This is a genomic window from Parabacteroides goldsteinii DSM 19448 = WAL 12034 (assembly GCF_000969835.1).
GTDB lineage: Bacteria > Bacteroidota > Bacteroidia > Bacteroidales > Tannerellaceae > Parabacteroides > Parabacteroides goldsteinii.
The window spans coordinates 195,909-216,274 of sequence record NZ_KQ033914.1 but is presented as its reverse complement, the minus strand read 5'-3'; the positions used below and the strand labels follow the sequence as shown (position 1 = coordinate 216,274).

20 protein-coding genes are annotated in these 20,366 nt (G+C 42.9%); 9 read left to right on the top strand and 11 right to left on the bottom strand.

Features of this window, described 5'->3' with window-relative positions:
- Positions 1 to 1,176: a proline dehydrogenase family protein gene (locus tag HMPREF1535_RS23435; protein ID WP_046147784.1), complete on the bottom strand. Its 1,176-nt coding sequence runs from the start codon at positions 1,174 to 1,176 to the stop codon at positions 1 to 3.
- 98 nt (positions 1,177 to 1,274) lie between these two features.
- Positions 1,275 to 2,906, bottom strand: a complete 1,632-nt coding sequence (gene pruA / locus HMPREF1535_RS23430) for an L-glutamate gamma-semialdehyde dehydrogenase (RefSeq protein WP_007653716.1) — start codon at positions 2,904 to 2,906, stop codon at positions 1,275 to 1,277.
- 192 nt (positions 2,907 to 3,098) lie between these two features.
- Here pruA and HMPREF1535_RS23425 point away from each other — a divergent pair, with 192 nt between their 5' ends.
- From HMPREF1535_RS23425 to HMPREF1535_RS23415, 3 genes are all read left to right on the top strand, one after another.
- Positions 3,099 to 3,287 carry a ferredoxin gene (locus tag HMPREF1535_RS23425; RefSeq protein ID WP_007653717.1) on the top strand — a complete coding sequence of 63 codons (189 nt, stop codon included), beginning with the start codon at positions 3,099 to 3,101 and terminating at the stop codon, positions 3,285 to 3,287.
- 132 nt (positions 3,288 to 3,419) lie between these two features.
- Positions 3,420 to 4,424 (top strand): L,D-transpeptidase, encoded by a 1,005-nt coding sequence (locus HMPREF1535_RS23420; RefSeq protein ID WP_046147783.1) that lies wholly within the window; start codon positions 3,420 to 3,422, stop codon positions 4,422 to 4,424.
- A gap of 90 nt (positions 4,425 to 4,514) precedes the next feature.
- Positions 4,515 to 5,147, top strand: a complete 633-nt coding sequence (locus HMPREF1535_RS23415) for a murein L,D-transpeptidase catalytic domain family protein (RefSeq protein WP_082150470.1) — start codon at positions 4,515 to 4,517, stop codon at positions 5,145 to 5,147.
- Between the two features lie 232 nt (positions 5,148 to 5,379).
- On the opposite strand, the gene HMPREF1535_RS23410 is transcribed toward HMPREF1535_RS23415, so the two are convergent.
- Positions 5,380 to 5,769 carry an L-rhamnose mutarotase gene (locus tag HMPREF1535_RS23410; protein WP_046147781.1) on the bottom strand — a complete coding sequence of 130 codons (390 nt, stop codon included), beginning with the start codon at positions 5,767 to 5,769 and terminating at the stop codon, positions 5,380 to 5,382.
- A 172-nt stretch (positions 5,770 to 5,941) separates the two neighbouring features.
- Here HMPREF1535_RS23410 and HMPREF1535_RS26370 point away from each other — a divergent pair, with 172 nt between their 5' ends.
- Both HMPREF1535_RS26370 and HMPREF1535_RS26365 read left to right on the top strand, forming a co-directional pair.
- Entirely contained in the window at positions 5,942 to 6,187 is a 246-nt protein-coding gene (locus tag HMPREF1535_RS26370) for a hypothetical protein (protein WP_244275703.1), read from the top strand.
- The gene (locus tag HMPREF1535_RS26365) at positions 6,184 to 6,588 is read left to right on the top strand and encodes a pentapeptide repeat-containing protein (protein WP_244275702.1); all 405 of its coding nucleotides are present in this window, start codon (positions 6,184 to 6,186) and stop codon (positions 6,586 to 6,588) included. Before HMPREF1535_RS26370 ends, HMPREF1535_RS26365 begins: the two co-directional genes overlap by 4 nt.
- Before the next feature lie 15 nt (positions 6,589 to 6,603).
- Here HMPREF1535_RS26365 and HMPREF1535_RS23400 read toward each other — a convergent pair whose 3' ends face one another.
- From HMPREF1535_RS23400 to mutY, 7 genes are all read right to left on the bottom strand, one after another.
- Positions 6,604 to 6,870, bottom strand: coding sequence for a GNAT family N-acetyltransferase (locus HMPREF1535_RS23400; protein WP_007653729.1), 267 nt, complete (start codon positions 6,868 to 6,870; stop codon positions 6,604 to 6,606).
- Positions 6,871 to 6,918: 48 nt separating this feature from the next.
- Positions 6,919 to 10,419 (bottom strand): DUF748 domain-containing protein, encoded by a 3,501-nt coding sequence (locus HMPREF1535_RS23395; RefSeq protein WP_046147780.1) that lies wholly within the window; start codon positions 10,417 to 10,419, stop codon positions 6,919 to 6,921.
- A 249-nt stretch (positions 10,420 to 10,668) separates the two neighbouring features.
- A complete protein-coding gene (locus HMPREF1535_RS23390) occupies positions 10,669 to 11,313 on the bottom strand; it encodes a 4'-phosphopantetheinyl transferase family protein (protein WP_046147779.1) in 645 nt (214 codons plus the stop codon).
- Positions 11,313 to 11,891, bottom strand: a complete 579-nt coding sequence (gene gldD, locus HMPREF1535_RS23385; protein WP_010800326.1) for a gliding motility lipoprotein GldD — start codon at positions 11,889 to 11,891, stop codon at positions 11,313 to 11,315. The genes HMPREF1535_RS23390 and gldD overlap by 1 nt, the downstream gene beginning before the upstream one ends.
- Positions 11,891 to 13,228, bottom strand: a complete 1,338-nt coding sequence (gene gldE, locus HMPREF1535_RS23380; protein ID WP_007653736.1) for a gliding motility-associated protein GldE — start codon at positions 13,226 to 13,228, stop codon at positions 11,891 to 11,893. The genes gldD and gldE overlap by 1 nt, the downstream gene beginning before the upstream one ends.
- Before the next feature lie 25 nt (positions 13,229 to 13,253).
- Entirely contained in the window at positions 13,254 to 13,739 is a 486-nt protein-coding gene (locus HMPREF1535_RS23375) for a single-stranded DNA-binding protein (protein WP_010800328.1), read from the bottom strand.
- 43 nt (positions 13,740 to 13,782) lie between these two features.
- The gene (gene mutY / locus HMPREF1535_RS23370) at positions 13,783 to 14,922 is read right to left on the bottom strand and encodes an A/G-specific adenine glycosylase (RefSeq protein ID WP_046147778.1); all 1,140 of its coding nucleotides are present in this window, start codon (positions 14,920 to 14,922) and stop codon (positions 13,783 to 13,785) included.
- Positions 14,923 to 15,056: 134 nt separating this feature from the next.
- Here mutY and HMPREF1535_RS23365 point away from each other — a divergent pair, with 134 nt between their 5' ends.
- Complete coding sequence (locus tag HMPREF1535_RS23365) at positions 15,057 to 15,329, top strand: HU family DNA-binding protein (RefSeq protein WP_005636204.1); 273 nt, start codon at positions 15,057 to 15,059, stop codon at positions 15,327 to 15,329.
- A 224-nt stretch (positions 15,330 to 15,553) separates the two neighbouring features.
- Positions 15,554 to 17,128 (top strand): Rne/Rng family ribonuclease, encoded by a 1,575-nt coding sequence (locus tag HMPREF1535_RS23360; RefSeq protein ID WP_007653739.1) that lies wholly within the window; start codon positions 15,554 to 15,556, stop codon positions 17,126 to 17,128.
- A 49-nt stretch (positions 17,129 to 17,177) separates the two neighbouring features.
- Here the strand turns inward: HMPREF1535_RS23360 and HMPREF1535_RS23355 are convergent, their stop codons facing one another.
- Positions 17,178 to 17,759: an RNA polymerase sigma-70 factor gene (locus HMPREF1535_RS23355; protein WP_046147777.1), complete on the bottom strand. Its 582-nt coding sequence runs from the start codon at positions 17,757 to 17,759 to the stop codon at positions 17,178 to 17,180.
- Between the two features lie 298 nt (positions 17,760 to 18,057).
- Here HMPREF1535_RS23355 and HMPREF1535_RS23350 point away from each other — a divergent pair, with 298 nt between their 5' ends.
- Complete coding sequence (locus HMPREF1535_RS23350; RefSeq protein ID WP_010800332.1) at positions 18,058 to 18,948, top strand: FecR family protein; 891 nt, start codon at positions 18,058 to 18,060, stop codon at positions 18,946 to 18,948.
- A 174-nt stretch (positions 18,949 to 19,122) separates the two neighbouring features.
- On the top strand, positions 19,123 to 20,169 hold the full coding sequence (locus HMPREF1535_RS23345; protein ID WP_052716782.1) for a SusC/RagA family TonB-linked outer membrane protein: 1,047 nt from the start codon (positions 19,123 to 19,125) through the stop codon (positions 20,167 to 20,169).
- Positions 20,170 to 20,366: the final 197 nt, after the last annotated feature.

Sequence of the window (20,366 nt, the reverse complement as noted above, 5' to 3'; positions counted from 1 at the left end):
TTATCGATTCATCTTCTTACGCCGGTTCAATTCTGACTGCAACATCTTCAGTTCACGGCTGGTCTGCCCTGCGACCGAAGTGTTTTCTTCAGCACGCCGGATCAGGTAAGGCAATACGTCTCTTACCGGAGCATAAGGCACATACTTGGTTACATTAAATCCTTCATGGGCCAGATTGAATGAGATATTATCGCTCATCCCCAGCAACTGGGCAAAAAAGATACGGGAATCATCCCGTTTGAGACCTTTCTCATCTATCAGCTTAGCCAGTTTATAATTACTTTCCTCATTATGCGTTCCCATAAACATCTCGAAATGCTCCAGATGGTCCATGGTAAAACGAACAGCCGCATCGAAATTCTCATCGGTCGCCTTCTTATCCTTGCAGATCGGGTCGGGATAACCCAAAGCCGCAGCACGCACACGTTCGGCCTCCATATAAGCACCACGCACGAACTTGACACCGGCGATATATCCTTTTTCTTTGGCATCATCCAGAATACGGCGCAGGTAAGGCATACGGTCATGACGATACATCTGCAAGGTAGCAAATACGATCGCACGTTTTTTATTGTATTTCCGCATCGCCTCGTCGGTCAGTTCATCCAGCGCATCCTGGAAACAGTAATCTTCCGCATCGACAATCAGACGGACATCGTTCTCATAAGCACGCTGGCAGAAAGCCATAAAGCGTTCTTTAAATTCGCGGAAGGCTTTTACTTCTTCAATGGTCAGTTCGCCCCGTTTTTCAGAAGCCTTGGCAAGAAGTTCATCGGTCGTTATAGTAGAAGGTTTGAATACGGCATAAGCCAGGTTATCATTTCCTTTGGCAAAATCGATTGAACGTAGTGTTTCTTCAAATGTAGCCTGGATACCTTCAGGAGTCTGCTCGCCTTCGGCTGAAAAGTCAAGGGTAGAACGCACATTAAACTGTCGGAGATGGTCGATCGCTTTGGTACAATCCTGTAATGTCTCACCACCGACAAACTGTTTATATAAAGTTGGCTTTACAGCCCATGCTAAAGGGAAATGAATCTTTAAGGCGATATTACTTCCAAAACTGGCACATTTTACCAGCCACGGATATTTTATTGTATTGAAGAGTAAGTAAGCGTTTCTCAATTCAGACTGCGATTTGGATGAAAATGCAATCTCGGTATTATTAAAGTCTAACATAGTATCTGATTTTTAAAGTTGACAGATGACAGTTGACAGTAAACAATTTCGAAGCATATTACCTGTCAACTGTCACTTGTCAACTGCCAGCTGATATGTTATTTTTCTCCTAAGAACGGATAACCGTAAGAAGTAGGCGGAACCAAAGCCTCCTTGATACAACGAGGATTCGTCCAGCGGATCAGGTTCAGCGGACCACCGGCCTTGTCATTCGTACCGGAAGCTCTCGAGCCACCGAACGGCTGCTGTGCAATAACGGCACCGGTCGGCTTATCATTGATATAGAAGTTACCGGCAGCATAGCGCAGTTTATTGAATGCCACGTCGATAGCATAACGGTCGCGTGCAAAGATCGAACCGGTCAGGGCATAAGGAGAAGTACGGTCGCACAACTCCAATGTTTCCTCATATTTATTATCGTCATATACATAAATAGTGATCACCGGACCGAATATTTCTTCCACCATGCTCTTGAACATCGGATCTGTTGTCTGGATAACAGTCGGTTCAACAAAATAACCTACCGACTTGTCGCCATTACCGCCAAAGACGATCTCAGCATCCGGAGATTGTTTCGCATAGTTGATATAACTCATGATATTATCGAATGAAGCCTCATCGATCACCGCATTGATGAAGTTCGTGAAATCCTGCACGTCACCCATCTTGATCTCTTTCAGCATATCGCCTACCATCTCTTTTACATCTTTCCATAAAGAAGCCGGGATATAGGCACGTGATCCGGCAGAACACTTCTGACCCTGATATTCGAACGCACCGCGAACGATAGCAGTCGCCACGTCCAATGCCGGAGCAGACGGATGAACAAAGATAAAATTCTTACCGCCCGTTTCACCGACAATCTTCGGATAAGATTTATAATGGCCGAGGTTCTCGCCCATCTGGCGCCATAGCGTATTGAATGTCGCAGTAGAACCTGTGAAATGGAAACCTGCCAGATCGCGGCTGGCAGTTATCACCTTACCGATCACGCTCCCCTGTCCAGGGATAAAGTTGACAACACCATCCGGAAGTCCGGCTTCCTGGAATACCTTCATCAACAGATAGTTTGAATGGATAGCCGTAGTAGACGGTTTCCAGACAGCCACATTACCCATCATGGCGGGAGCCATATTCAGGTTGCTGGCGATAGAAGTAAAATTAAACGGTGTCAACGAGAACACGAAACCTTCCAGGGCACGGTATTCCATACGGTTCAGGATACCCGTTTCCGAATAAGGCTGGTCGGCATATACCTGGCTGGCATAGAACGTACTGAAACGCAGGAAGTCGATCAGTTCGCAGGGAGCATCGATTTCCGCCTGGAACGGGTTCTTGCTCTGTCCCAGCATCACTGAGGCATTTAACAGATAACGATATTTTGTAGCAAAGAGTTCAGCCACCCTTAACATAACGGAAGCACGTTCAACCCAGGGTAGTTCAGACCATTCTTTGTGCGCCTTCATAGCGGCGTCGATGGCCATCTGCACCTCTTTCTCGCCGGCTTTATGGTAAGTAGCCAGCACATGATGATGGTCGTGCGGCATAACCACTTTACCGGTATTACCCGTACGGACTTCTTTTCCGCCAATGATCAAAGGAATATCCCATTCTTCATTTGAGAGTTCAGCTAACGTTTTTTTCAAAGCTGCTTTTTCACTCGATCCGGGTGCATACGATTTTACCGGCTCATTAATAGGCTTAGGAAATCTAAAAATAGCGTTATCCATGTTGTTTCTTAGTTTATAAATAGTTAATCAATGATTTTTTCTATGCTGTAAACGTAGTAAAATAATTTTAAAACAAAGTGAGTAAAGAGTTAAATTAGTTTTAATTAGAAACACTTTGGTATATGGTATATATCAACATTTTCCCATCCATAGCTGTTATTAAAATATAATCATCTTAAAGGTATAGAAACTATGGCTATTAAAAGTGTTTGGATAGAAGAAGACTGTATCGCTTGCGGTACTTGCGAAGGCATCTGCCCGGAGGTTTTTCATGTGACGGATCGTTCCCGCGTAAACGAGGGAGTAGACTTCAACGATTACGAGGAAGAGATCAAAGAAGCAGCCGAAAGCTGTCCGGTCAGCGTTATTAAATATGATTAAGTGAGGAGGACCACTCACGTTTTACAGAGTAAAAAGTGGAGAGGTTATTCCGGTTTGGGATAACCTCTTTTCCTGTCAGGATTTGTCGGTATTCCAATAAAAAACCGTATATTCACAAAAAAGATAATTGGGATGAAGAAAACTGCTATACTTCCGGTATTTTGCCTTATTCTGCTGAGTTTCTGTACCGGCAAAACGGATAAGCCGATTACTGACGGACAACCTGCACCAGACTCTGCGACTGTAGAAGTAGCGGAAATAATAGATACTGTCCCTAAAGAAATAATCATTGAAAAGGAATTGCTTTACGACCAGCATACTCTGGAAGATACTTATCCGTATAAAGATACGACACGGGAGTTCCAGTGGGAAAAGATAAAGGAGCGCCTTGCCTGGCTCGAATCCATCCAGAAAGAACCGGCCACCTGGGCGATCCTCCAGAATTACAGGAATAAAAACGGGGAAGCGCCATTGGTAAAAAACTATCACAGAGATTCATACCGCCGTATAGCCGACTCGCTGGGCGTCGAACGCTTCCAGGGAATACCGCTCTACCTGACAACAGACACTGCGGTGCCCGAACTCTACGGCAGGGACGGTGCCCTGGTAAAACACCTGGAAGACTATACGAATTTCACCAGGGTTGCTTCCGTGCACACCGGAAAAGAGTGGATGATCCCTAAAAAATATATCCAGACGATTCCTGATACGATCGTCTTCAAAAAAGCTGTCTTTGTAGATACCCGGAATCAGAATATCGCGACACTGGAACAGGAAGGCGACAAATGGCTGGTCAGAAGCATGAACCCGGCTACAACCGGACTGCACAGGCCACCCTATGCCCAGGAAACGCCTCCCGGAGTATATATTATCCAGGAAAAGAAACCCCGCATGATCTATCTGGTGGACGGTACCACGGAGACAGGAGGCTTTGCTCCGTATGCCAGCCGCTTCACAAACGGGGGGTATATCCACGGGGTACCCGTCAATGCTCCGCGCAAGTCACTGATCGAATACAGTTCGACGTTGGGAACCACTCCCCGCTCCCATATGTGTGTCAGGAATGCCACTTCACATGCTAAATTCATCTACGACTGGGCACCGGTTTATGAGACTCTTGTTTTTGTTTTCGATTAAAAATTCTAACTTTGCAGTCTGATTCACACAGACATGCACAAAGTTTTCATCTATCTGTTCCTATTGTTTATCCCAGTAAACTTCTCAAAAATGAGAAGTACGGAACCGGTCATCCATGAAGTTTCAAGCTGCCGGCAGTTGTACCAGGAGATGCAACTGGATGGGGTGGTAAACTTTGAGGCATTCGAACAAGCAATCACCGGATACCATAAAATCGAAGATAAAACGAAAGAGATCCTTACACTGGTCGATTTCAGTAAGCCTTCGACCGAAGAGCGTTTTTATGTATTCGACATGAGGCATAAAAAATTATTATTCTCTTCGCTGGTATCACACGGAAAGAATAGCGGAGGGAATTATGCCACCTCCTTTTCCAACGAGAACGGTTCCCTCAAAAGTTCACTGGGGTTCTTCCTGACAGAAAACACCTATCAGGGAAAGAACGGTTACTCACTTGTCCTGAACGGATTGGAAAAAGGGATCAACGACCGCGCCAAAGAACGGGCGATCGTTATCCACGGAGCTGCTTACTCCAATCCTTCCGTAATTGCTTCATCCGGCCGCCTGGGACGCAGTTTCGGCTGTCCGGCCCTGCCACAGGCTGTAAGCAAGCCTATTATCAACACGATAAAAGGCGGTTCCCTGCTTTTTATTTATGCTAACAATAAGAATTATCTGGCTTACAGCCCCATCCTATCCAAACGGCAGGTTGCTTCTATGTAAAAACCCTATCTTGCAAACGGATAAAGAAATGAGATAGAACTTTCGGGAGGTATCCCTCTGGCACTACAATGCGAATCCTATAAAAAAGGAATCATGAAAACCAAAGTAAACGGCTCTCCTATTATGGACATGCTAATCGCTGACGGCCAGATCAGACAAATCTTCACCTGATATCGCCTTTTCAAAAGATATACAGGACAGACTTCCGTCATGTATAAAAACAAATTATAAGCTATTCATACACATGAAAGATACGTTCCATCAACTGCCATTTCTCTGCGGAACTGGCACCCGGGTCAGCCTGTTGAAAAACAGACATATATTCTTCCCACTCAGCCTGACGGGGTAAACCGGCGAGACGGCTGAATGCCGTATCCCAATCAAAATCAAGCGGTGTTTCCACGATCATGAACAAACGGTTCCCGCACAGATAAATTTCCATCTCCAGGATTCCGACGCTTTTAATCCCCTCGCCTATTTCGGGCCAGTAACATTCCTGCCCATGTCTTTTCCTGTATTCTTTGATTAACTCCGGATCATCTTTCAGGTCCAGCGTCTGACAATAACGTTTAGTCGGGAAATCATAATGTTTGCTTTTGTATCCGTTCTTTTTATCTTCCATAAACCATATTATTTTTTAATTCGTTCAACAGGAACGATTACAGTACAAATGTAACGATTATTATGCAACCGAAATAAGAATATTTCTGCAAGGGATAAAACGATATCGACACCGGTTTCATAAAATACGGATCTAAATCGTTATCTTTACCCGCTCAAAAATAATATAAAAGATGAAGATCACTGCACCCCGGATAACTAAAGTATTAAAAGAAGACTGTACACTCGATGAAATGCTCCTGCAACCGGGAGAAGACCTGGCGGAATATTCTTTCAGGAATCAAAGAGTATTCGAATTTAAAACGGAAAATATGAGTATGCAGGACTGCCTGTTTACAAACAGCATACTGATCGGTTGCGGCATAAAAAATCGCAGTTCTGTGATATCATCTTCAAGAACTGCGACCTGTCTAATATGAATTTCTCCGGTTCCGGTTTTCACCGTATCGAATTTGTCGAATGCAAACTGATCGGGACAAACTTTTCCGAATCAGCGCTAAACCATATTGTTTTCAGCAACTGCAAGGCAGAATACCTCAATCTGAGCATGAGTAAACTGAAATATGTCAGTTTCGACCGATGCGACCTGCGAAACAGTTCCTTTGAGAACGGTCAGTATGCCAGCGTGAACTTTCATGAGAGTGATCTCAAGGAAGCTGAGTTTTACCGTACATCTTTAAAAGGTGTCGACTTCAGTAGCTGCGACATATCCGGCATCCGGATAAGTCCTATCATCGGCTGTGAATTACGCGGAGCAACAGTCACCTCTTTACAAGCATTGGAATTAGCCCATCTGCTGGGTGTTACAATTAAAGGATAATCTTCTTCAAATTCGTTATTTTGCATATTCCTGATGTCTTTTTAGCCAGGCAACTGCATAAGAACAGACAGCCCGGGGTTTCAATTGATTTTCTATTGCGTAGTCAAAAGTCGCTTTCACCAGTGAAGCGGCTATTCCCTGACCTTCCAGAGGAACCGGAACTATTGTGTGAATAATATCCAGATTATTACCAACAAGCCTGTACTGCACAAAGGCAGTTAAACCATCCTGCTTTATTTCAAAGCGATATTTCTCCGGATGGTGAACAATATCATATTCCATAATTTATTTTTTATCTACAAAACAACACCCTGTTATAGATAAAACAGTTTATTCGGGAATTAGTTCACCTGCCGGTTCATTTTGTCCGGATACAGGCTGCTTTTGTTGCTTTTTCTTTCCGGGATGGAAGAAATTCTTCACTTTTGTAAAGAAGCCGGAGACTCCTTTGGCAACATCCTGCACCTTTTTAGAAACACCGACCGACTCAGTCAATGCCGGACGAAGAATTTGCCACAGATAATTAAATGTAGAATGATACGGGTCACGTTCTATCGTCAGATGAGAATGACGGGGCCTGTATGTTCCCTGTTCCGGATGGTCGGGATTATCATGTTTCAGCACCAGGTTAGCCAAACGCGACAGGAATTTATTATCGATCACTTCCCCGTTTTTCTCTTTCATTATTTCAGCCTTCAGATCCCTGTAAAGAAATAGCATATCGACAGTGGCACCTTTAGTGGAGGCTTCAGTACTGAATGTAAAGTCGACCAGCTTGCCACTCTCCACTTTAGCAAAGGCAAGCGGCGTGATCAGTTGGTTCAATGCAGTCAGATCAAAGTCCTCCATATGCGCATCCAGCAGGAAACGATCGTTCAGGGAATCGACCGGAAGCTGCCAGGTAGCGGTAAAATATCCTTTCCCCATTAATTTACCGTTTGCATCCAGACGGATATACTGGTCCGGATAGGAAACGACATTGGTAAAGCCGGAGAATTTCCCGTTCATTTCCGTGAAAAACAGTTTACCCGGTTGTATCCCTTTCTTTGACAATTCTTCGTAGACAACGGAAAAGTTATTTACACGGAGACTGTCGATAGCCATTTTCACCGGTGCCTTCTGCAAACCGGAATAGATCATCGGTACGATACGGCGGGGCACGGCAATCTGTTGGTTCTTGAAATTCTGAAGTTCGGCATTGTCAACCTCTACATTTTTTATCCGGACCACTTTCTCCGAGAAGTAAGCCGGCAAATCGATTCCCGACAATCCCAACCGGCCGACCTTGACATCAAACCAATCCTGATGCTTTGGCTGCCGGTAAGCAAATTCCATTTTCGGATAGGCAGAAACCAAATGGATATCTTCCAGATTCAGATCGGTATTATTCAGATTGACTTTTCCTATCTTCAATGTATAAAAACCATTATCCAACGGGAATGCCAGGTCTTTGGTTTCGAACCGGACAGTCTTCAGCCCGAATGTCCGGTTCCTGACATTGACATGCAGTCCTTCAAGAAACAGGTTTGCCGTATCACGATTCCATACAGCATTGGAGACTGTCAGTTTTCCCAGTGAAAGGTCAGGTGTAAACCGACCGACAGCCTCATAAATATCATCCGACAGGACAGCGGGAGATTTCTTTTTTGTCTTTATCGTATCGGGAGAAGTCCCGGCCTGATAACTGACAACCGGATCAGATAGATTTATTGAACCGACAGAAAAATGCAAACTGTCCCACACGACTTTATCGATACCCAAGTCCTGAAGTGATACCTGTAACAGACTTCCGTCTTTTTTCATCATGCGAATATCGGGTGATTCGACATGCAGCGAAGTAGCATCCAGGCGCTGAAGCAAATTCTCTGGCAGACGGTTCAAACCGGTTGCATAAATCATCGGAGTCTCTATACGAAAATATGAATTTGTTCCCATTTGCCATAAAGAGTCTTGCGGGAGCAGTTTCACGTCCTGTAACCCCAATATGCCTTTTGCCGTAGAGAAATTACCTTTCCGGACAGACAGACGGTAGGCTTTTCCCGGCAAATAATTGTCGAAGTCTTTGAAACTGAAACCAAAATGATCACAGGCAAAGAACAGCCCTCCACTCCGGTTCGTACTGTCGTCCACCAGGAAGCGGGTAGCATAGAAATTGAAATCCTTCAGCTTATAGATTATAGGATCAGGAACGCTTCTGTCATTCAATGTTACGTACGCATGATTCAGATTGATCCGTTTAATAGACAAATATTGCAATAACGGGTTCAGAATACTTTCCACATCCGCCCTCGGATTTACCGGCAGCTTCGTTTCCTTGCTTTTCTTCGCATAAGACGGGGATTTATAATAATAGATAACCGGATGGTCTATCTTGAAAAGGTCGGCACTGATCCCTTTATCATAAAGCAATCCCCTGATACCGATTGTGTCAATGCTACCAGACATATAGTCTTTCCGGGAATTTACTTTTATAGGCTTCAGGCGGATTTTCTCTATATTGAAATCGCCGGACTCCGTATCCAATGCCATACGGGCAATATCGAAACGGTGGTTACGTGCCGTCATCTCCCCGCTGATGCCGGTTGCTTCAAAGGCGAAACTACGGGAATACCACAAACCATGCTTCTCTTCCGAAACCGAATCAACCAGGAAGTCGTTTGCCCGGAAATTGAAGTTATCCAGTTTATAGACTTCCACTGAATCTTTTACGGCTTGCGAATAAGTGACCCTGGCAGCATCGATTCCAATTGTTCGGATGGAAACGCTATGCAATACCGGCGATATAATATCGTATAAAGATAAAGCCTGTACCAAAGAATCCGTATCGATCTTTGTTGCATTATCTGCCGGAGTTTTCGCTGCCGGGGCATTAGCGGCCAGATTAAATACCTGAATGTCCGACGAAGATATTTCAAAAGAACGGGCTGTCAGATAATTCAGCGCATCCTCCCGCTTAAAACGGATTCCGTTGACTTCCACTGTCCGGACCTGTGCATCGACATAGCTGTCCGGACGTTGTTTTGTCTCCGTCCATAAACTATCCTGCGGAATCAATCGTATCTTCTCTATATAAATAATCGAATCCTGCGTACTGAGTTTTATGCTGTCTGTTTTAAGGAGAAAGTCGTTATTGGCTAGCAGCGTCTGCGGTTGGTTCGTCACAAATTCAAAGTTATCGCAATAGAGTAACTTTCCGCTCTGTGACGAGTTCTTATCCAACAGAAAACCGTAAGCGCGGAAGCTGACATCATCAAGCCCATAGACGATCGGTGTCACAGGATTCTCGACGGTATAGGATACGCTGGCGTTCGACAGGTTCAGTGTCCGTACGCTCAACACATTTATATAAGGAGAGATTACTTCATACAATGATTTGGTATCGGCATGCCGGACCTTTTTCTCCACACGCCCCGAATAATAAGAATCAAAAACTTCTATCCGTGGGTCTTTTATTTCAAACGTATTAAAATGCAATTCCTTATAACTCCACCGCCAGGTAAGGTTTACACCTTTGAAATCTATCATGCCGATCTCCGCTTTCACATAAGTACGGGGAAGGCTGTCAATAGCTTTCCACTGTTGAAACACAGTTGAATCGGGCATCAGCCTGATGCCTTCGATCTTCAGTTCCCCTTTCACAAAACCGATCGAAAGATCATCAAAAGAAAGATTATAGAATCCGTCCGTAGCCTCAGCGGTACGCCGGCTCAGTTCTACTTTCAAATATCTTTCCAGGCGGTTGCTCAGATACAGGTTCAGGACAGTCAGAAGCACCGCCAGCAATCCTATTGCCGGGAAAATGTATTTTATGATCTTCTTGTTCCGTCCCATATCCTTTCCCTATCTATATCGTTGACATAGTAACATCGTGTTCCCTTATTGCGGATCACAGTATCATATATTATGATATTAGAATCGCATATATTATGAAAATAAAATATCATATATTATGATACACTTTTCTCCTAATATATAATACACCTGTTTTATTATTTACTCAACAATTTATATAAATATACTTCTCTATCATTTAGAACAAAGCTATCGGTAGAATGTTGCGAACGGATAAAAACAACCTCTCTATTCCGGATTGCCAAAGCAGGAAGGGATACTATAAACAAGAACAAACTCCGGAAATACTTTATAGCTCAGAACATACGACTTTCGTTCGGGAGTCCGGGTTTCAAACGCCCAAAGCTCTCCGAAACCGGTATAAGTAAACGGCTCCACATGCAGATGTTCTATAAAGTCAACATCCTGTTGCCGGATCATCTTGAATAAAGCCTCCTTGGCACACCAGTGGACAAGCAGATGTTCTGTTTCATAATCTGGACCGACCGACGCATTCTCTTCCGGAGACATAAAACGGCTACGTATCTTTAATACCCGGTCGGAACGGTATTCTATATCTATACCAGCAGCCCCCTGCTCCTGCAACAACACTGCCGCATAGCCATTCGTATGGGAAATGCTCAGTGATAAGGATGAATCAGGTAAGTAAGGAGCGCCATCGTCATGATAAGCGATCAGCAACTCCTCTCCCGCCAACTCTTTCAGGAGAACACGAGACGCCAGCCATTCCTGACGACGTTTTTCTGTTTTTATCTGTTGCAGGAAAGGGAGATATTCGGATGACTGTTCCAGCATCGACAGCAATTCTTCCGAACTTTCTTCAATCTTCCAGACACCCAACAACGGCTCTGTGTATTTAAACAGGACAGGCATTACTTTTTCCAGCTAAAGGATTGTATCAACTCGATAATATCTTTTCTCAGATAATCTGTAACCGGTGCCAACGAATCGGCATTCGGTACACAATCATAATATAAAGCACCCCGAAAGAAGTTCGAGGCACTGTCGGTCAGCATAAACTGTACAGGAGAAGCAGACTCCCCATCCAACAGGAAAAGAGAGCCATACACCCGTTCATCCGGGTTGCTATAGGCTTGTTCCTTTACCGCTTTCGCCTGCTTCGCCTGGCGGGAAACCAGGGAACGCGACTCATTCTCTGCTATTTGCAAAGTAGAACGGGTGACGGGTAAGTAACTGCAATAAATCTTTACACCCAATGAAGGATAAGACAAATTGATCCATCCTTCAGGACTTCCAATCTCCGGCAGCTCGACAATAGCCAACTGAGAAACATTGAATGAGTAGGGCAAACTGTCCAGAGGCAACACCTGATAACGTGCCTGAGGCGGCTCGATACGGAAATAACCACGCGGTTTCGGTGTATATTCCGTACAAGACACACAGCACAACAGGATATAAAAGAAAACCATGCCGGACAGAATCTGCTTCATCACTCCTCTCCTTCTTTCTCTATTTCTGAAATGCAGTTGAATTTCACTTTCAGGATTCTCCGGTTATCCATTTCCAGAATCTGGAAACGATATTTACCATAATCAATGATCTCCCTGCGGCGCGGGAAGTCACCTTTTATTTCCAGCAAAAGCCCAGCAAGCGTTTCTACATCTTCCGTCAGTTTGCCGAACTCAGACGGGTCTGTATTGATAACACGGAAGAAGTCTGTCAATAAAATCTTGGCTTCAAAGATCAGGCTACCGTCTGCCAGACGGACAAACTGCTTTTCATCTTCATCATATTCGTCCGAAATCTCGCCGACAATTTCCTCCAGGATGTCTTCCATCGTCACGATACCGGATGTACCGCCAAACTCATCCACCACAATCGCCATGTGAATCTTATTGGTACGGAATTCTTCCAGCAGGTCGTCGATCTTCTTTGTTTCGGGAACAAAGTAAGCCGGACGAATCAAGCTCTGCCAGCGGAATGTATCCGGCTTTTCTATATAAGGAAGCAAATCCTTTATATAAAGGATACCTTTAATATTATCTTCCGATTCGGCATATATAGGGATTCGCGAATAACCGGATTTGATAATGAAATCGATCACATTACGAAAACTGGTCTTTATCTCGATGTCCTCCATATCCAAACGGGGCGTCATAATCTCATCGGCCGTCTTATTATAGAACTTGATGATCTCAGCCAGCATCTCTTTCTCTTCCGGAATCTCTTTAGAGGTCAACTCCAATGCCTTAGATAACTCATCGACCGACAAGTCATATTTTTTCTTCACCAGCGCCTTGTTGATAATAGAAGTAGAATTAACCAATACCACCGAAAGCGGACGACAGAGGCGTTCCACCATATTCAACACCGAGGCGGAACGGCGAACGAAACGGAGCGAATTTTTCTGTGCGTAAATCTTAGGCATGATCTCGCCGAAAAGTAAAAGCAAAAAGGTCAGTACGATTGTCTCAAGAATGAAACCCAAGACAGGGACAGCCGAGAAATTGATCAAAGAATTGATACCGTAGGTACAAAGCATAACCACGGCCACGTTCACAAAGTTATTGGCAATCAAAATAGCCGCAAGTAAATATTCGGAGCGGTCCAGTAATTTCCGGATCAACGGGTCCGAAGGCGAATTCTCCTCCCGGATGTCGTTTATATCACCCGGGGAAAGAGAAAAGAATGCCACTTCCGATGCCGACACGAAGCCGGACACCAACAGCAGTAAACAAGCAAGGCTTAACGCTATAACAGGGCCTGCTGTGAGCGCCTGTATAGTAACCTGATCGAATAAGCCCGATAAATAATAGTCTGAGTCCAAGGGGAACCGTATTAGTTAAACAATATCAGAACGGAAGATCATCCGCACTGTTTGAATCTGATGACATATCCGGTTGCGCCGGTTGCTGGTAAGACGTTGCCTGCTGTGTTGCCTGTGGCTGTCCACCTTGCTGGAAACCATTTCCGGTATTTGTAGTCGTACCGTCGGCCGGACGTGTACCCGTATTATAAAATTCAATACGGTCTGCATGAATTTCAGTCACATAACGTTTCACACCGCTCTGGTCGTCATAACTGCGGGTACGAATCTTTCCTTCTACATAAACACCCGAACCTTTCTTCACCCATTTCTCAACAAAAGCAACCTGGTCGCGGCGAACCACGATATTGTGCCATTCTGTTCTCTCCGGCACAACCGTACCGTTTGCCAGTGTGTAACCTCTTTCGGAAGTTGCCAAAGGGAAGTTTGCAACGGCCGTACCGCTGTCGAAATAACGAACGTCGGGATCTTTGCCCACGTTACCAATCAATATGACTTTATTCAATGACATAGTTGTAATTCTTTTAATATCTTACAAAGAAACATAAATTCGATCATTCAGACAAATTTCCGTTTAATTTCTCCAAATAAATATGTACCAGGCGGGGAACGGCATAACGTTCGATATCTTCATACGGAACAACCAGATACGAATCCAGTGCTTCCGTCACATTTTCAATCTCGACCCGGTAAAATGTCGTATAAAGAACCTGGTGGGAAAGGACATGCTTCACCTCGGACATATCGACGGAAACATTCATCCGACCGGCACCGGCAAACAATTTCCGGTACGCTTCCGTTTGCTGCAATCCGGCAAAATCCATCGGTTCCGCCGTCTCGATCAATGGGAATTCATAAAGCCCTTCCCAGATATCTTTTTTGCCCCGGCGCGAAAGCCAGGTTTGCCCCTTATATATAATGTATAGATAATGAAAATAACGGGGCCGTGTTTTCGTCTTGTTCTGCTTGACCGGAAACGCCTGCACATTACCCGAAACATAGGCCATACAACGTTCCTTCAACGGACAAACTTCACAATCCGGATTTTGTGGAACACATTGCAAAGCCCCGAACTCCATAATCGCCTGGTTATGCGTCCCCGCATATTTAGGATTCATCACAAGAGCGGCCAGTTCCGCAAACTGTTTCTTTCCCTGCGTGCTATCAATTGGCGTGTCGACTGCATACAATCGGGATAAGACACGGTACACATTCCCGTCGACAACCGGATAAGGCTTATTCCATACAAAAGACACGATGGCAGCAGCCGTATATTCACCGATACCTTTCAAAGACAATATCTCTTTATATTCCCGGGGGAAAACGCCGCCGAACCGTTCCATGATACTCTTAGCGGCAGCGTGCAGGTTACGGGCACGGCTATAATAGCCCAACCCCTGCCAATATTTCAGCACCTCATCCTCTTCCGCCGCCGCCAGGGAAGCGACATCCGGAAAGCGTTCGGTGAACCTGTAAAAGTAGTCCATTCCCTGAGCGACACGGGTTTGTTGAAGGATAATTTCCGATATCCAAATTATATACGGGTCGGATGATTCCCGCCAGGGCAGCATCCTCTTATTCGTTTTATACCAGACCAGCAAAATATGGCTGACTTCCAATTCGTTTTCCATTTGCGTTAAAATGTCCTGTTTTTGTAGTTTTGAAACTCTCAACTCGTTGATTAATGCAAACATACACAGATATAATGAATTGTAAGGAATCTTTTTTATTAAAAAATGGCGGGCAATTCTTTTCCCACTTAAATAAAAAGCTATATATTTGCATTCCAAAAAATTAATAGGTCCAAATCATTAATTAATTTATAGACATGACTAAAGCAGATATTGTTAGCGAGATTTCAAAAAGTACCGGTATCGATAAGCAGACGGTATTGAATAGCGTAGAATCTTTCATGGACATCGTGAAAAGTTCGTTATCTCAGGGTGAAAACGTTTATCTGAGAGGATTCGGAAGTTTCGTTATTAAGAAGAGAGCCCAGAAAACTGCTCGTAATATTTCAAAAAATACTACGATCATCATTCCGGAGCATAACATCCCTTCATTCAAGCCGGCTAAAACTTTCCTGAACGAAGTTAAGTAATTAGTAATTATAGTTTAATTTAAAATTTAGAAACAATGCCTAGCGGAAAGAAAAGAAAAAGACATAAAATGTCTACGCACAAGCGCAAAAAGAGACTGAAAAAGAATAGACATAAAAAGAAATAAGTCTATCGAGAAACTCTAAAGAACAAACTTAATAAGTGACCTTTTAAGTTTGTTCTTTGCGTATTTAGAAAGGTCTGAATTAAAAAACCCTCTTATTAAGTGATAAGTGAATTAGTAGTTGATGTACAACCCAAAGAGGTATCTATTGCCGTATTGGAAGACAAAAACCTTGTGGAACTCCAGAAGGAGGCCCGCAATGTCTCGTTTGCCGTAGGCGATATTTATCTTGGCAAAGTAAAAAAACTGATGCCGGGTTTGAACGCTGCTTTTATCGACGTAGGGTACAAAAAGGACGCATTTCTTCATTATCTGGACTTAGGTCCTAACTTCAACACCCAACAAAAGTTCCTCAAACAAGCACTTGGCGATCCTAAAAAGATGCCCGCCATTTCAAAAGTACAGATACTTCCGGAGATTGAAAAGGACGGAAGCATCAGTAACGTGCTAAAAGTAGGACAAGAGGTGTTGGTACAGATTGCCAAAGAGCCGATCTCAACAAAGGGTCCGCGACTGACTTCCGAGCTGTCATTTGCCGGAAGATACATCGTATTGATACCATTTGCCGATAAGGTCTCTGTCTCCACAAAAATCAAGTCGAGCGAAGAACGTGCCCGTTTGCGGCAGTTGATTCAGAGCATCAAGCCGAAAAATTTCAGCGTGATCGTACGTACTTCTTCCGAAGGAAAACGTGTTGCTGAACTCGACCATGAATTAAAGACATTAGTGAAACGATGGGAAGATAACATCGTCAAAGTTCCCAAACTGAAAGTGCCGTCGATTGTATATGAAGAAACGGCACGTACGGTAGCTTTGCTCCGCGACATCTTCAACCCGTCTTTCCAGAACATTTACGTAAACGATGCGGATGTTTATCATAACATACGCGATTATGTCAGCCTGATCGCTCCCGGAAGGGAAGAGATCGTACAGCGATATACCGGCGAATTACCTATCTTCGACAATTTCGGTATCACGAAACAAGTTAAATCGCTGTTCGGACGTACGGTTACGTATAAAAGTGGAGCTTACCTGATTATCGAGCATACCGAGGCCATGCACGTGATAGATGTGAACAGCGGCAACCGTTCCAAAGGGAGCGACGCCCAGGAGAAAACAGCTATCGACGTAAACACAGCCGCCGCCGACGAAATTGCACGCCAGCTTCGTCTCCGTGATATGGGCGGTATTATTGTGGTCGACTTCATCGACATGGCGGAAGCCGCCAACCGACAGAAGTTGTTTGAACACATGACTAAAGCGATGGCAAGCGACCGGGCCAAACACAACATCCTGCCTTTAAGTAAGTTTGGTCTGATGCAGATTACCCGCCAGAGGGTACGCCCGGCAATGGATGTGGATACAACAGAATCGTGTCCTACCTGTTTCGGCACAGGGACAATCAAACCTTCGATCCTATTTACCGACAATCTGGAAGGTAAGATCGATTGTTTAGTGAATAAGCATAATGTAAAGAAATTCGCCCTGCACGTACATCCCTACGTGGCAGCATTCGTAAACAAGGGGCTTTATCCCCTCAGTATGAAATGGAAACTAAAATACTCAATGGGTATGAAAGTCATTCCTAACCAAAGTCTGGGTTTTCTGGAATACAAGTTTATTGATTCCGACAAGAACGAACTCGACATGATGGAAGAAAAGGAAATGAAAAAATAAAAAATCCCCGGAGCGATACAGGCTTCGGGGATTTTTATGATCTTCCGGATTAAAAGAAAAGAAACAAAAAAAACTTCACCTGTTTATATTGCCGGTTTACATATTCTGCAATACGTTCATAAGCTTTAGCAATATGTATATTCACTGTCTTCTCACTAATTCCTAATACATCGGCAATTTCCCGATTCTTTAATTTATCAGAGAGCACAAGACGAAAAACTTCTCTACATTTGGGGGGCAAAGAATCAATAGCCTGTTGGACTAACACTTGATATTCCTCATCCATCAAACTTTTTTCTGGTGTATCCGAATCCGGGATCAGTTCCATTTCATACAAAGAAAAAGAATCTTTTTCCTGCACATACCCTCTTCTTACATAATGTAAAGCCTGATTTTTTACTGATATATACAAATAACGTTCCGGTTCTTTCACATGGGACAACGTTTCCCGCTTTTGCCAAATAACAGTAAAGACATCCAGAACAGCTTCCTCCGCCAGTTCACGAGAATTCAGATAATAATAAGCGACATGGAACAGACGCCGGGAATAAGTTTCAAATAATAACCGGAACGCTGTTTCATCCCCTCTCACTACACTTTTAAAAAGAGACATGCCACTCTCCTTCTCCATCTCGAATACAGTCTTTTTACAATATATTAGTCAGTAAATGTAATTAAAAATTCTTCAAGATACTACCTAAAGATAAAAAATGTATCTTTTCATGAAAGTATTTTATATGCCACATATGATATACAATACAAAAATACACAACAACCATAGATGTTAGAGTTAAGAAAAAAATGAGCATGTAAATGACTATTTATCGATGAATTTTGAATGCATCCTAAAAAAGTATATTTTTTTCATATCTTGAGTAGGAGTTTTTTACTTTACCTGTCATCTTTATTTACAAAGGTATCGGAATAAGATGAAAAATGAACAAAATAACAAAGAACTCGAATCACTGACAAAGCGTATACATTTTAAGTCTTTGCCATTTGATGAAAAACATATGTTCGATCGTTTAGTAGATAGAGTCAAACGACCTGTTGTCATATCCTATGCTGATAGAGGAAATTCCGCCTGGAAATATTTATCTATAGCTGCATCCATTGCCCTATTAGTGGTTACCAGTATCTTCCTAATAGATAAAGAACCAGAACGAGCACTTGTTTATTATGAAACAACGGCGGTTCCTGATGCTAAAACAAAAATAACATTACCGGATAGTAGCGTCGTATGGTTAAATGCAAATGCCTGTCTACGTTATCCGAGAGAATTCAGTCAGCAAATCCGTCAAGTTGAAATAATAAAAGGAGAAGCATTCTTCGAAGTCCGGAAAGATGAAAAAAGGCCTTTTATCGTTCAGACCGATGGAGTTGGAATCAAAGTATTAGGCACAACATTTAATGTTGATACAGAATCAGACAAAACATTGATTACCCTTCTTACTGGAAAAATCGGACTATACAAAAGTACAAATCAAAATCAAACAGCAGACCAGATACTACAGCCAGGTGAACAAGCGGTATATTTTAAATCGGATAATGACCTAAAGATTTTGACTATACGTCCGGAAAATACAATATCGTGGGTTACAGGAGTATTTGAATTCAAAGACAATTCATTAGAAGATATCATGCAAGAGCTGCAACGAGCTTTCCATGTGAAAATACATATCGAAAACGAAAATCTGAAAAGACAGACTTTCAATGCGAACTTTACGGAAAAAGAAACACTGGAAGAAATATTATCTGTTTTACAGATCTCCGCCCGATATAAAATAGAAAAAAGGAAAGGAGAAATTTTCCTCAAATAAACACAGAATGTTAAACCACAAAAAACAAACAATTATGGATAGCACATGAAAAACACTACTTAATTCAAAGAAACAGATACAAAAGAATTGGGAATGTTGAGACCATTCCCGAATTCTACATTGTTAATCAGCAGATATATACCTGCTAATTTTTAAATTAATACATACAAAATTATGGATAAAATTTCATTTATCAGGCAAAATCAGAAGGATTTTACCTGTAAGGGGCATTATACCTCATCAAAACAGACTTTTAAACACAAAATCAGTGTTACCGGACTTCTTTTACTATTTCTGTTTATCAATATTTCATTTATACATGCACAGACAGTAAAACTCTCCCTGAATAAGCAAAATGCAACATTTGAAGAGATATTCAATGAGATAGAAGAAAAGACCGGATATAAATTCGTTTATAATACTTCCGACATTGATAAAAATGAAAGGATTTCCATCCAAGAAACCAATCTTGATTTAACAGAAATACTACGGAGTCTACTCCGCAGCAAAAGAAATATTTCTTTTCGCATATCCAATAAACACATTGCTCTATTCAAAGCACAGATCAAAACTATTTCCGGGATAGTTCTTGATACTCAAGGCCAACAGATTGTAGGAGCTAACATTCTAGTCAAAGGCACTATAAACGGAACCATCACCGACATCAATGGTAAATTCCAGCTGGAAGTTGCCGAAGGTGACGTCTTACTAATATCCTATATCGGTTACAACACACAGGAAATCACTATTAATAAAAAACAGGATCTCTCCATTACCTTAGTAGATGACACGGAATTGTTAGACGAAGTTGTCGTTACTGCTTTAGGCATCAAACGAGAACAAAAGGCACTGGGATACGCAGTTCAGGAAGTGAAAAGCGATCAATTGACTGTTGCCAAAGGAGCAAACGTTGCAACTTCCCTGACAGGAAAAATTGCAGGCTTGAATATTAAGAACAGTACGGAATTTGCTGCAGCCCCAACTTTGACTTTACGTGGAAGCACGCCTTTACTGGTAGTAGACGGAATCCCTCATTATAATGTCTCCATGTCTGATATACCGGCAGATGATATTGAATCCATCAGTGTCTTGAAAGGTTCTACAGCCTCGGCACTTTATGGCTCGAGAGGTGGAGACGGCGCTATTATGGTGACAACCAAAAAAGCACAAAAAGAAGGACTGGATATTTCCGTGAACTCTAATACAATGTTTCATATGTAAATAAATTGCGCTCCCTATCTCAAGAGAGCCGTTTAAACCATTAATAAATTGATTTTTTTAGAGTTCAGACAAAACAAAAGAGAGCACTTGTATAGATACAAATGCGGTTGGCTATTATCTTTGGGCATTTTATAATTTTACAACAGCTAAGAAAAAAAATTTCATACACGCGTTAAAGGACTCGCAGTCTTGACCGC